11 protein-coding genes are annotated in these 13,290 nt (G+C 61.6%); 7 read left to right on the plus strand and 4 right to left on the minus strand.

Going from position 1 to position 13,290, the window contains the following annotated elements; all coding sequences use genetic code 11:
- Window positions 1-617: 617 nt before the first annotated feature.
- From CGA21_RS29440 to CGA21_RS29455, 4 genes are all read right to left on the minus strand, one after another.
- Window positions 618-1,685, minus strand: coding sequence for an alpha/beta fold hydrolase (locus CGA21_RS29440; RefSeq protein WP_188265667.1), 1,068 nt, complete (start codon window positions 1,683-1,685; stop codon window positions 618-620).
- Window positions 1,686-1,852: 167 nt separating this feature from the next.
- Window positions 1,853-3,118, minus strand: a complete 1,266-nt coding sequence (locus CGA21_RS29445) for an MFS transporter (protein WP_110755304.1) — start codon at window positions 3,116-3,118, stop codon at window positions 1,853-1,855.
- A gap of 65 nt (window positions 3,119-3,183) precedes the next feature.
- Complete coding sequence (locus CGA21_RS29450) at window positions 3,184-4,239, minus strand: sugar phosphate isomerase/epimerase family protein (RefSeq protein WP_188265668.1); 1,056 nt, start codon at window positions 4,237-4,239, stop codon at window positions 3,184-3,186.
- 111 nt (window positions 4,240-4,350) lie between these two features.
- A complete protein-coding gene (locus CGA21_RS29455; protein WP_188265669.1) occupies window positions 4,351-5,859 on the minus strand; it encodes a PLP-dependent aminotransferase family protein in 1,509 nt (502 codons plus the stop codon).
- A 238-nt stretch (window positions 5,860-6,097) separates the two neighbouring features.
- On the opposite strand from CGA21_RS29455, the gene CGA21_RS29460 reads away from it, so the two are divergent.
- From CGA21_RS29460 to CGA21_RS29490, 7 genes are all read left to right on the plus strand, one after another.
- Window positions 6,098-7,078 carry a quinone oxidoreductase family protein gene (locus CGA21_RS29460; protein WP_020798544.1) on the plus strand — a complete coding sequence of 327 codons (981 nt, stop codon included), beginning with the start codon at window positions 6,098-6,100 and terminating at the stop codon, window positions 7,076-7,078.
- Between the two features lie 13 nt (window positions 7,079-7,091).
- Window positions 7,092-7,940: a TauD/TfdA dioxygenase family protein gene (locus CGA21_RS29465; protein ID WP_110755301.1), complete on the plus strand. Its 849-nt coding sequence runs from the start codon at window positions 7,092-7,094 to the stop codon at window positions 7,938-7,940.
- Between the two features lie 87 nt (window positions 7,941-8,027).
- The gene (locus CGA21_RS29470; RefSeq protein WP_110755300.1) at window positions 8,028-9,080 is read left to right on the plus strand and encodes a 3-keto-5-aminohexanoate cleavage protein; all 1,053 of its coding nucleotides are present in this window, start codon (window positions 8,028-8,030) and stop codon (window positions 9,078-9,080) included.
- Between the two features lie 89 nt (window positions 9,081-9,169).
- Entirely contained in the window at window positions 9,170-10,495 is a 1,326-nt protein-coding gene (locus CGA21_RS29475; RefSeq protein ID WP_188265670.1) for an MFS transporter, read from the plus strand.
- Window positions 10,492-11,154, plus strand: coding sequence for a DsbA family protein (locus CGA21_RS29480; protein ID WP_110755298.1), 663 nt, complete (start codon window positions 10,492-10,494; stop codon window positions 11,152-11,154). Before CGA21_RS29475 ends, CGA21_RS29480 begins: the two co-directional genes overlap by 4 nt.
- Window positions 11,151-11,477, plus strand: coding sequence for a Rieske (2Fe-2S) protein (locus CGA21_RS29485; protein WP_008066685.1), 327 nt, complete (start codon window positions 11,151-11,153; stop codon window positions 11,475-11,477). Before CGA21_RS29480 ends, CGA21_RS29485 begins: the two co-directional genes overlap by 4 nt.
- A complete protein-coding gene (locus CGA21_RS29490) occupies window positions 11,474-12,484 on the plus strand; it encodes a YeiH family protein (RefSeq protein ID WP_110755297.1) in 1,011 nt (336 codons plus the stop codon). The genes CGA21_RS29485 and CGA21_RS29490 overlap by 4 nt, the downstream gene beginning before the upstream one ends.
- Window positions 12,485-13,290 lie beyond the last annotated feature (806 nt).

Here is a 13,290-nt window from a genome sequence, read left to right on the forward strand (position 1 = left end):
GGCGCAAGCGCACCTGGGGGCTCGAAAGTGAGGGGGTAATCATCACGTGCTTGAGAGGCATATTCGTAGCCCACAGGTGCATGTTCCTTCCCTGATCAAAACTGACTTCCAGACACCGAAGTATGGAGGAGGAAAGGAACGGACAACCTATATCGAGAGGCCGAATGGAGGTTCTGCGCAGTGGGTAAACCGGCAAGGATGCCGGTTTAGCCGCGCTGGGCCAAGGATGGCCCATCGCGGCGACCCACGGAGCAGGACCGGAGCGAGGGTATGCCGAGCATTAGCGAGGCACCGAACGCCAGGGGCAAGAGCCCTTGGTTACTTGGGGCACTTCCAAGTGACTCGCTGTAAAAGCGAAACCATAGGTGGTCGTTACCGCAGCAACGGATATGTACACCTGAAAGACAATCGCCGTCTGCCAGGACGCCTTCGCCGGCAAGCCTGGCTCCTACAGTAAAACCGAAACCCTAGGTGGCCGTTACCGCAGGAACGGATATGTACTCAGTCACAAACCCCATTGGCCGCCAGGACGCCTTCGCCGGCAAGCCGGGCTCCTACAGTAGAACGGGTATAGCCGCGAGCGATTGCTCGGCTGTCAGCCCCCTATCGCAGGGGCCTCAAAGATGATCCGCATCAATCACCGCCTTGGCGAACGCCTGCGGATCTTCCTGTGGCAAGTTGTGGCCGATGCCGCCGCTGATCAGGCGGAATTCGTACTTGCCGGTAAAGCGCTTGGCGTAATCCTCAGGGGCGGGGTGCGGCGCGCCGTTGGCATCGCCTTCCAGGGTGATGGTCGGCACGCTGATGGAAGGCGCGGTGGCCAGTTTCTGTTCCAACGCTTCGTAGCGGCTCTCGCCCTGGACCAGGCCCAGGCGCCAGCGGTAGTTGAACACGGTGATGTCGACATGGTCGGGGTTTTCCAGGGCCTTGGCGCTGCGGTCGAAGGTAGCGTCATCGAAGGCCCATTTTGGCGAGGCCGTTTGCCAGATCAACTTGGCGAAGTCATGGGTGTTTTTCTCGTACCCGGCGCGGCCGCGGTCTGTGGCGAAGTAGAACTGGTACCACCACTGCAGCTCGGCCTTGGGCGGCAGCGGGTTCTTGCCGGCGGCCTGGTTACCGATCAGGTAGCCACTGACCGAGACCAGTGCCTTGACCCGTTCTGGCCACAGCGCCGAAACGATGTCGGCCGAGCGCGCACCCCAATCATAGCCACCGAGCACGGCTTGCTTGATCTTCAGGGCGTCCATGAAGTCGATGACGTCGCTGGCCAACGCGGCCGGCTGGCCGTTGCGCAGGGTTTTTTCGGAGAGGAAATGCGTGTCGCCGTAGCCTCGCGCGTAGGGCATCAACACGCGATAACCCTTGGCCGCCAACAAGGGCGCGACCGCGTCATAGCTGTGGATGTCGTAGGGCCAACCGTGCAGCAGAATGACCACCGGGCCATCGGCCGGGCCCGTTTCGGCATACGCCACGTTCAGCAGGCCGGCGTTGACATGCTTGAGTTGACCGAACGCCGAAGTGGCGGTTTGCGTGGTGCCAGCCGCTGTCGCGCCAGGCTGCGCGGTCGCGGAGGTTTGTCCGTGAGCGGCTCCCAGAACGCCGAACAGACTCAGCGCGAGGATTGAAGCGCTGATCAGACTGCGGCGGGGTTTACCGGTGTTGTCGTTCTGCTGTGCCATTTTCATCGTGATCTCTCCCTTGCAAACCGCTGGCCAGGGGACCCAGCCGATCCCCTTCAAACCCTGCCTGCATTTGAGCGCGATGACGTATCTGGCCTGTGTCGAAGAGCGGGACCGGTGCAAGCACCTGTATCCCGCCGTTGTCCAGATACACAGTGATACACAGCGTCGGATCAAGCCTGCGCTGCGCTTACCTCACCACTGACCATGGACTTCTTGCGCACCGACTGATACAGCAGGCTGGACACCATGAAGCCAATGATCGCCAACCCGCTCATCAGGCTGAATACATAGGTATAGCCTTGCTCGCCAGGGAAGTGGTCGAGGATCGCGCCGTAGATCACGTAGGCGAACATGCCCGGTGCATAGCCGATCAGGCAGCCGATGCCGAAGGCCGAGCCGGTGATGTGCTGGGGAATGCCGACTTCACCCATCGGCGCCCAGAACACGCCGCGCATGGAGAACACGATCAGCGCGAAGGACAGCGTGGCAGCCATGCCGGCATAGATGAAGCTCGGGTTCTTCGGAATCAGCAGGATGATGCCCATCAGCGGCAGCAGCGCGAGGAATGCCCACTTCAGGTAGCGGCTGGTGCTCTTGAACTGTTTGTCGGCGATGAAACCGCCGGCAGGGCCACCGAGGATCTTCAGGAAGTACTGGTTGATGATGCCGTAGGCGCCCACCAGTGCCACGGGCAGGCCGTACATTTCCTTGAGGTAGGGAATGAAATAGGTCAGGCCGCAGTAAACGATGTAGACCATGAACACATTGAGGCTGACCAGCCAGATACCCGGCACCTTGATGGCTTCGAACAGGTTGGCCAGGCCGTTGCCGGGCTTGGCGGTCGTTTGTGTTCCACCGCTCTTGAGCAGGAACCAGGTCAGGGTCCCGGCGAGGATGTCGATCACCGAGTAGAACAGGATCGCCGATTTCAGGCCGGCTTCGCCCGAACCCATGGCGACGAACACGCCCAGCGCGCAGAAGGCCACCAGGGTATCGACGACACCACGTCCACCTTCCAGCAGGCCGAACAGGCGACCCTGCTCCTGATCATCCCCCAGGTTGCGGATGGCCTTGAGCAACGAGGGCCAGAAGAGGCAGTCGGCACACACCGCCAGCAGGCTGAATACGATCAACAGGTTGTTGAAGGGGGGAAACGTTGTCAGGTACAACCCAAGGCTACCGGTGCCGATCAGGCCGAGGGGGATCAGTTTGCGCGTGTCGTAGCGATCGGCGAGCAGGCCGCCGACCACGAATAGCGCAGTGGCGATGATCGCGTTGGCGCTCAGCAACAGGCCGATTTCAGTGTGGCTCAAGCCCATGAATTGCTGCATGGGCACATAGAAAGCGTCCTTGAGGTTGGCCAGTTTGTAGATGGTGCCGCCACCGAGGATGAGTATCAGGAATCTGAGCCATTTGGCCTTGTTTTGAGTTGTCATTATTGTTCTCCGGGTGTAATCGGTTCGTAGCGTCGGGTTCAGGCTTGGGGCATTTTTTGCCAGGGTCAGGCCAGGGTCAGCTCGGCCAGGGTGCGTAACTCGGCCAGCACACCGCGCACATAGGCCACCTGGTTGTTCGCCCAGCGGTGCTCGTCGGCCAGCATTCGCTCCAGCGAGAAGCCGGCGGGCAGGGGTGTTTCACTCATTTCCCGATAGGCGATGAAGGGGTCGGCCGCCTCAGCGGTCTGGCGGAACGCCGGCGCCACGTAGTGGTTTTCCTGTTCGAGGATGAAGGCGATCACCTGCGGGGTCGTGTCGCCCAGCATCAACAGCTCGAACAGCAGGCGGGCGCTGGGCAGGTCGTCTTCGGTGCTGCCTTGCAGTACGCCGTAATGCCCGAAGCCGTTTTGTTCGGGAACCACGCGTACGCCCTTGAGGTGCGCCTGACGGATGTGCGGCGCCAGGTTGCGCAGCGCCTGCAGGGGTTGTTCGCAGGCATTGATCATGTTGCCGAAGTCAAACAGGGCATGCAGGCGAGGGTGGTTGAGGCGGTTGAGCAGTTGCGCGATCTCGTTGCTCTTGAGCTCTTCATGCTGTTCGAAGTCGAAGTACAGGTCGTGCTCATCCGCCTGCTGCGCCAAGTAGCGCAGATCGGTTTCGATCAGGTCCATGACCCGCGACAGCGTTCCCTCGTAGCGCGAGTAGACGCGGATATTGCGCACGCCCAGGGCGCGGGCGATGGCGATCACCTGGTCGACATCTGTTTTCAGGGTGCTGCTGATTTCCAGATGCACGTCCAGTCCCAGGGCTCGGGCCTTGTCGGCGAACACCTGCAGTTGTGCGGGCGTCATCTGGCTCAGGCTGTTGGCCTCGCCATCGAGCAAGTGCAGGCTCAGGCCTTGCAACTCGTGGCGATAGGCGAAGTCGAGCAGGTCGGCGGGGGTGACGCGACCCTGGGTGAGGTTGGTCAGCAGCGGATAGGCGTGGGCAAACAGGCGCAGTTGCGCCAGTCGTTCGAGCAATTGCCGGGCCAGTGCGTCAGTCAGCACGGGCGCCGTGTCTTCCTCGACCACGTTGTGGCAAAGCAAAGCGTTGAATCGTTCCTGGATCTTATTGTTCATTCGAGTCGTTCCTGGTTCAGACACCGGGTCTTGCGGCGCAGCCTTTATCGCGCCAGCCAGGAACTCTCGATAGATCCATTATCAGTTAATTGATAAGACCACTTGTTGTGCTCAAGTGGCCTGCGTCAGGCACCCCATCGCGTCCAGGGCCCGGGCCAGCGCCTCGACGCGCTCCCGGGCCTGGTGTTCGGGGGTGCCGGCAAAACCGATCAGCAGGGCCGGCGGCAGGACGTGCTCGATGCAATAGTCGCTCAGGGCATAGGTGTGGATGTTGTATTGCGCCAGTTGCCTGGCAATGGCGTCGTCATCGAGCGCGGGGGGCAGCCAGGCGATCAGGTGCATGCCGGCGTCCACCGGGGTGATGCGCAAGAAGCCGCCGAGCTGTTGTTGCAGCTGCTCGACCAGGGCTTGCTGGCGCGCCTGGTACAGCGCACGCAGGCGGCGGATGTATCCCAGGAAATGGCCTTCGCCCATGAAGTCCGCCGTCGTCGCCTGCAGCAGCGTAGGCGGGCTGCGATCCATGACCGCGCGCAGGGTGCAGAAGGGTTCCACCAGGGCCTGGGGCAATATCACGTAGCCCAGTCGCAGCGATGGAAACAGCACTTTGCTGAACGTCCCGACATAGATCACCCGGGCCATCTGGTCCATGGCATAGAGCGCCGGAAGGAGCCGGCCGCTGTAGCGCAATTCGCTGTCGCAATCATCCTCGATGATCCAGCTCTGCTGGCGTGCGGCCCAATCGATCAATGCCTGGCGTCGTGCATAACTGAGGGTCACGCCCAGGGGATGTTGGCGCGAGGGCGTGGTGAACACCAGGCGCGCATCAGGGCATTGGGCCAGGCCTTGCTCGACATCGATCCCCTGGTCATCGACAGGCAGTGGCACCACCTGCGCGCCTTGGGCCTGCAAGGCGATGCGCGCCGCAATGTGCCCCGGGTCTTCCATCCACACGCGGTCCTGCGGATTGAGCAGCAACATGCCCAGCAGGTTGAACGCTTGCTGTGCACCGGAAACGATCACCACTTGGCCGGCGTCACAGTCGATGCCCCGGGCGTCGAAGACGTACTCGGCAATGGCCGAGCGCAACGCCTGCAACCCTTGCAGTTCGCCGTAACCAAGCATGGCCTTGCTCGGCTTGAGCAGGTGACGGTTCATCAGGCGCCGCCAGATCGCCTGCGGGAAGGCGTCGTAGGTGCTGTGGCTGGGCAGGAAGGAGGTCGGGGTGGCTGGGTCCCAGTCGGCATAGGACACCCCGCGAAAATGATCGCTACGCAGCGACAGCATCGACTGGCTCAAGTCGGACAGGCGCGGGGGCTGGCGTGCCTGCCCATCGTCGAGCGTCGTGCGGTGCTCCCACTCGGTGCCGACGTAGGTGCCGGCGCCGGTGCGCGAGGCCAGGAAACCTTCGGCGATCAGCTGATCGAAGGCATTGAGGATGGTGATCCGCGACAACGCCAGTTCCTTGCTCAAGGTGCGAGTCGACGGCAGGCGCACGCCCCCTTGGATCCGGCCACCGAGGATCTGTTTGCGAATCTGCAAATACAGTTGGCGGTACAAGGGGATGGCACTGGCACGGTCCAGTTCGATGGCCGACAGCAACAGACCTGCGGGGGATTTCATGAAGCGCTCGTCTGGACGGAGTGAGTGGGTTGGCTTCAGCGCGCTCTGGCACCGTGGCATGCAGGTTAGCGAGCGGCACGGCATAAGTCATCCACCGACTTTTACAGCTCGGCGCACCTTGTCATGAAATGAAAAGCCATTGTCGTCTGATGAGAAGCGGCTCACCAGGCAGCATCCTACAGTCCAATCAGCGCAAATCGACGCAGCAGCCAATATTGCAGACTGGAGAATAAGAAAAATGGCCAAGGCCGTACGCTTCTACGAAACCGGTGGTCCCGAAGTCCTTCGCTACGAGGATGTCGAAGTCGGCGATCCCGGTCCAGGCCAGGTTCGACTGCGTCATGTGGCGGTCGGCCTGAACTATGCCGACACCTACTTTCGCAATGGCACCTACCCAATCCCGATGCCCAACGGCATGGGGGTCGAGGCGTCCGGTGTGGTCCAGGCCATCGGCGAAGGCGTGACCAACGTCCAGGTGGGGGACCGCGTCACCTATACCGGTTTCCTTAACACCCTTGGCGCCTACAGCACCGAGCGGCTGATCGCGGCCGCGCCGCTGATCAAGCTGCCGGAAACCATCAGCTTCGAAACGGCGGCGGCGATGACCATGCGCGGCCTGACGTCTTCGTACCTGATGCGCCGCATCTACGACTTCAAGGAAGGTGACAGCATTCTGCTGCACGCCGCCGCTGGCGGTGTCGGCCTGATCGTTTCGCAGTGGGCCAAGTTGCTCGGGCTGAACGTGATCGGCACGGTGTCGACCGAGCAAAAGGCCGAAATTGCCCGGGCTCACGGTTGCGACCATACGATCAATTACAGCCATGAAGACGTCGCCGCACGCGTTCGCGAATTGACCGACGGTGTGGGCGTCAATGTGGTGTTCGACAGTGTTGGCAAGAACACCTTCATGGGTTCGCTGGATTCGTTGAAACCCCGTGGCCTGATGGTCTGCGTGGGGACTGCATCCGGGCCGATCCCGGCGTTCGACCCGGTGATGCTGGCGATGAAAGGTTCGCTGTACCTGACCCGTCCGGCCCTGGCCAACTACATCAGCGACCCGGCCGAAAAAGCCGCCCTGGCCGGTGAGTTGTTCGATCACGTCGGCAGTGGCCGCATCAAGATCGAGATCAACCAGCACTACGCCTTGCAGGATGCGGTACAAGCGCATCGTGACCTTGAGTCGCGCAAGACAACCGGTTCGTCGATTTTCGTCATTTAAGGAGCGGCCAGCCATGAAAGTCGAACAATTGACCTACAGCATCGGCGCCGAACTGATCGGCGTGAACCTCGCCGACGCGGTGCATGACGACGGTCTGTTTGCCGAGATTCGTGCCCAGTTGCTCAAGCATCGGGTGGTGTTCCTGCGCGACCAGGACATCACTCGCGCCGAACACGTGGCCTTCGCCCGGCGCTTCGGCGAACTGGAAGACCATCCGGTGGCCGGCAGCGATCCGGAGCACCCGGGGCTGGTACGCATCTACAAGAACCCGGACCAGCCGATGGACCGCTACGAAAACGCCTGGCACACCGATGCGACCTGGCGCGATGCGCCGCCGATGGGTTGCGTGTTGCGCTGCGTGGAATGTCCACCGGTGGGCGGCGATACCATGTGGGCCAACATGGTCGAAGCCTACGCGCGTCTGCCTGAAGACGTGAAGCTGAAGATTGCCGACTTGCGCGCACGCCACAGTATCGAAGCGAGCTTCGGCGCGGCGATGCCGATCGAGAAGCGCCTGGCGCTCAAGGCGATGTACCCGGACGCCGAGCATCCGGTGGTGCGTACGCACCCGGAAACCGGCGAGAAAGTGCTGTTCGTCAACGCCTTCACCACCCACTTGAGCAACTACCACACCCCTGAACGGGTGCGCTTCGGCCAGGACGCCAACCCCGGCGCGAGCGAGTTGCTGCGCTACCTGATCAGCCAGGCGTATATCCCTGAGTATCAGGTGCGCTGGCGCTGGAAGCCCAACAGCATCGCCATCTGGGACAACCGCAGTACCCAGCACTACGCCGTCATGGATTACCCGCCGTGCCATCGCAAGATGGAGCGCGCCGGGATCATCGGCGACAAGACGTACTGATCGACCCTTACTGCATACGCACTCGTAAACACGCCTGCCCGGCACGCATCCGGGTGGGCGGGACAATCATAAGAACTGGAGTAACCCATGCAATTTTTCGACGATTCCCTGCACCCCGAAAACATGGAAAAAGTGGTCATCACCGTGGCCCCGTACGGCCCGGAATGGATGCCGGAAGACTTCCCCGAAGACATCCCGTTGACCATGGACGAGCAAGTCCAGAAAGCGGTCGATTGCTATGAAGCCGGCGCCACGGTCCTGCACCTGCATGTACGTGAACTGGACGGCAAGGGCTCCAAGCGCCTGTCGAAGTTCAACGAGCTGATCGCCGGTGTGCGCGAAGCCGTGCCGGACATGATCATCCAGGTGGGTGGCTCGATTTCCTTCGCCCCGGAAAGTGATGGCGAAGCGGCCAAGTGGTTGTCCGACGATACGCGCCACATGTTGGCCGAGCTGACGCCAAAACCGGACCAGGTCACGGTGGCGATCAACACCACCCAGATGAACATCATGGAGCTGCTGTACCCGGAATACCTGGAAGGCACTTCCCTGGCCAACCCGCTGGTCCAGGCTGCCTACAGCGAAATGACCGTGCCCGCCGGTCCGGCCTGGGTCGCCGAGCACCTCAAGCGCCTGATGGACAACGACATCCAGCCGCACTTCCAGCTGACCGGCATTCATGCCTACGAAACCCTGGAGCGCCTGGTACGCAAGGGCATCTACAAGGGTCCGATGAACCTGACCTGGATCGGCATCGGCGGTGGTTTCGACGGTCCGAACCCGTTCAACTTCTTCAACTTCATCCACCGTGTCCCGGACGGCTGCACCCTGACCTCCGAATCGCTGCTCAAGAACGTGCTGCCGTTCAACACCATGGCGATGTCCATGGGCCTGCACCCGCGCGTTGGCAACGAAGACACTATCATTGATCACAAGGGCGAGCGTTTCGGCTCGGTTGCGCAAATCCAGCAAACCGTGCGCATTGCCCACGAACTGGGTCGCGAAATCGCCACGGGCAAAGAAGCCCGCGAGATTTATCGCATCGGTGTGAAGTACGACAGCATCGAGCAGACCCTGCTTGCCAATGGTATGTCGCCCAACCGCAAGGCCGGGCAAAAAGGTGTGCCGCAACGCGGCTGACCCCGTGGTGCGCACGAGAGGCCGTGACCTCTCGTGCGCACTGCAAAACGCTTGATAACAAAAATAAATAAAAGCTTTGAGGAGGCTGCATGGCCTTTCACCCAATCGCCGACGATGACGACGCTGGTTGCGTCAACGTTGCGCGTAAATATGCCTGGATTGTCTTCGCACTGACGTTCGGCCTGTTGATTTCCGACTACATGTCACGCCAGGTGCTGAACGCGGTGTTCCCGCTGCTCAAGGGCGAATGGGCCTTGAGCGACGGGCAGCTTGGCCTGCTCAGTGGCATTGTCGCGCTGATGGTGGGCCTGCTGACGTTTCCGCTGTCGCTGATGGCTGACCGCTTTGGCCGGGTCAAGAGCCTGGCGCTGATGGCGATGCTGTGGAGCCTGGCCACGCTGGGTTGCGCGTTGGCGCAGGACTATCAGCAAATGTTCATCGCGCGGTTCATGGTCGGCGTCGGCGAAGCAGCCTACGGCAGTGTCGGCATCGCGGTGGTGATTTCGGTGTTTCCGAAACACATGCGGGCCACCCTGGCCAGCGCCTTCATGGCGGGCGGGATGTTTGGCTCGGTGTTGGGCATGGCGTTGGGCGGTGCAATCGCCGCCAAGCTTGGCTGGCGCTGGTCGTTCGCTGGCATGGCACTGTTTGGTTTGCTGCTGGCAATCCTGTACCCGATCATCGTCAAGGAAGCACGCATTGCGCCCAAGCGTGCAGCCCAGTTGGCGAACAAGGTAGCCGCGGCCAAGCGTCCGCTGCGTACGCTGTGGTCCAGTCGTTCGGTGGTGGCTACCTACATCGGCAGCGGCTTGCAGCTGTTCGTCGGTGGCACGGTAATGGTGTGGATTCCCAGTTACCTCAATCGCTACTACGACATGCCCACGGACAAGGCTGGTGGCATGGCCGCAATCATCGTGCTGTGCAGTGGTACCGGGATGATCCTGTGCGGCATGCTCAGCGATCGCCTGTGTCGCAACTCGCCGGAACGCAAGGTCAGCCTGGCCATCGCGTTTTGCCTGGGCAGTTGCCTGTTGCTGTCGGCGGCGTTTGCGCTATCGGCCGGGCCGTTGCAGCTGGCACTGATTTGCCTGGGCATGCTGATTGCCACCGGTACCACTGGCCCCGCTGGCGCGATGGTTGCCAACTTGACCCATTACTCGGTCCACGGCACGGCCTTCGCCACGCTGACATTGGCCAACAACATGCTGGGACTGGCGCCAGGACCGTTCATCACCGGAAAGGTGTCGGACCTCATCGGCCTGCATGCCGCGTTTCAATTGGTACCGCTGGTCAGCCTCGCGGCAGCGGCGGTGTTCTTCTACGCCAAGTGTCATTACCACAAAGATATTGCCCGCCTTCAGGGGCAGAGCGTGCCTGATCCCGTCAGTCACGCCGGGTTAGAGGTGAAGTTGTGAGTCGTCGTCTACAGATTGATGTGTTTTTCGATTTTATCTGCCCCTGGTGCCTGATCGGCAAGCGCCAGTTGGAGCACGCGCAGGTACAGTTTCGCAATCGTCATCCGGATGTGCAGATCAACACGGTGTGGCATGGCGTGCAGTTGCTGCCGCAGTTGCCGGTAGAAGGTGAGCCCTTCGCCGATTTCTACCGCAAGCGCCTGGGCAATGCCGACGCGATGACCATGCGTCAGGCCCAGGTACAACGGGCTGCCGCGGCGGTTGGACTGAACATCGACCTGAGCCAGATCGAGACGATGCCCAACACCGCCGACGCCCATCGTCTGTTCGAGCGGGCCAGCGCGCTGGGCAATGCAGCCCAGCGTGAAATGTTGCTCGAGCGGCTGTTCGCCGCTTATTTCCGCAAACGCGAAAATCTCGGGTGTCGCGAGACCTTGCTCGCCATTGCCCGCTCCTGCGGCGTCGATAGCGACGCACTGCTCGATTGCCTGAAAGGCGATGCCACGCCATTTGCAGGGTCACCCGGTGCGACCAGTGGCGTGCCGAGCTTCCAGTTCGACCGGCGCATAACGGTGATTGGCGCACAACCTGCCCAGGCGCTGCTCGGAGCCATGCACGAAGCGCTCAAGGAACCTGAGCACGAGCGGCAGCCGGCATGACCCGGCGCATTCCCGTACCTGCCGGCAAACATCCGCAGGCCGGTGGCCGGGCGCTGTTCGAGTTCGAGGACAAAAGCCTGGCGTTGTTCAACGTCGACGGACAGTTGTTCGCCATCGACGACAGTTGCCCGCACCAGGGCGCCTCGCTGTGTGGCGGGCGTCTCGAGGGGCGGGTGATCCAATGTTGCGCCCACGGTTTGCGCTTCGATTTGCACAGCGGCTACCTGCTCAATTCCAGGCAGGTCAAAGTCAACAACTACCCGGTCGAGATCATCGACGGCCAGGCGTTCATCGTCATCGTTCCTGAGGAGTCCGCGCCATGAGCGCCATCGCTCTTACCCGTATCCATAGTCGCACGCGCGAACTGGCCCCGGGCTTCATCGTCAGTCTGATCGTGGCTGCCGCCGCGTCGTTCTTGTCCGAGCACTACGGTGCGCCCGTCATGCTGTTTGCCTTGCTGCTGGGCATGGCCCTGAATTTCCTCGCCGGTGACGGCGCCTGCAAGGCTGGCATCGAGTTCACCGCACGCACCGTGTTGCGAATCGGCGTGGCGCTGCTGGGTATGCGCATCACCCTCGAACAGATGGCGGCGCTGGGCTGGAAGCCGGTGGTCCTGGTGGTGATCCTGGTGGTGGTGACCATCGGTGTGTCGGTAATCGCGGCCAAGGCGCTGGGCTTTCAGCGTTTGTTCGGCATGCTCACGGGTGGGGCTACTGCGATCTGTGGTGCATCGGCCGCGTTGGCGCTGGCCGCAGCGCTGCCTAATCACCCGCAGAAAGAACGCGCGACCCTGTTTACGGTGATCGGAGTCTCGGCGCTGTCGACGTTGGCGATGATCGTCTACCCGATGATCGCCAATTGGCTGCAACTGTCGCCGCAAGTGGCCGGGGTGTTTCTTGGAGCGACCATCCACGATGTGGCGCAGGTGGTCGGTGCTGGCTACAGCATGTCCACCGAGACCGGTGACACGGCGACGGTGGTCAAGCTGATGCGCGTCGCCATGCTGCTGCCGGTGATCGTCACCGCCGCGATGATCACGCGCATGCAGGGCGCCGATCCGACCGGCAAGCGGCCACCGTTGCTGCCATGGTTCGCTGTCGGTTTCCTGATTCTGGCGTGCATCAACAGCACCGGGTGGATAGCCCCGGCGGTGCAGGGTTCGATCAATGAGCTGTCGCGCTGGTGCCTGGTGGTGTCCATCAGTGCCCTGGGCATGAAGACCCAGCTCAAGGAGCTGGCGGCGGTGGGCATCAAGCCGATCCTGCTGATGGTGGGGGAGACGGTGTTCCTCGTCGTGCTGGTGCTGTTGTTGCTGCACTGGGGCCTATGACTGGCGACGTAAATCGTTTTCTGGCAGAGGACCGCACTGCAGTTGGCTCCTAGCTGCGGTGGTGTTCTCGACCGGTGTCGATGACACTGGTTTTTCACGGCGACTGTACCAGCAGTCGCCGTTTTTTTTTGCCCGGTGGGCCTGTGGGAGATTGTTGTCTGAGTACATATCCATTGCTGCGGTCACGGCGGCTTATGGTTTCGCTTTTACAGCGACTCCCTTTTTCAAACGCCAAAAAGGAAGCAAAAGGCTTTGCCCCACCACTCGGCGCCTCGCTTAGGCTCGGCATGCCGTATCGAAGGCATTGCTCCGTGGGTCGCCGCGCTGGGCCATCCCTGGCCCAGCGCGGCTAAACCGGCGTCCTGCCGGTATCCCCACTGCGCAATGCCTGCGTTCGGCCATCGTGGTTAACGGGGCGCCCGCGATCAACAGCAAAGCGAGGCGGCCTTAAAGCCGACCTGACTGTAAGGGGTGCACCTGGATCCCCTGTAGGAGCGAGCATGTCGAATCGTCGCACCGTCGCGATGGTCGTTAACGATAACGCGGGGCACCTGGTAGCCCGCGGTGCTCTCAGGTTTTTCGCGAGCATGCTCGCTCCTACAAGGGGGTATGCGGACAGACCAGCAATCAGGTCGGCTGTCAGGCCGCCTCGCTTTTGATTGTGATCTGGCTTTTGATTTTCTTGCCCCCTCACGCCCTGAGCCTGTCCGTCAACCTGTGACGACCTCCATCGGCGCTTCTACCAACGTCGATCCACGCCGCGTCAAAGCCTGCAAGTAAGCCTTTTCGTCATAGAAGGTGCTGGT

The organism is Pseudomonas sp. PSB11 (assembly GCF_014596605.1).
Taxonomy (GTDB): Bacteria; Pseudomonadota; Gammaproteobacteria; order Pseudomonadales; family Pseudomonadaceae; genus Aquipseudomonas; species Aquipseudomonas umsongensis.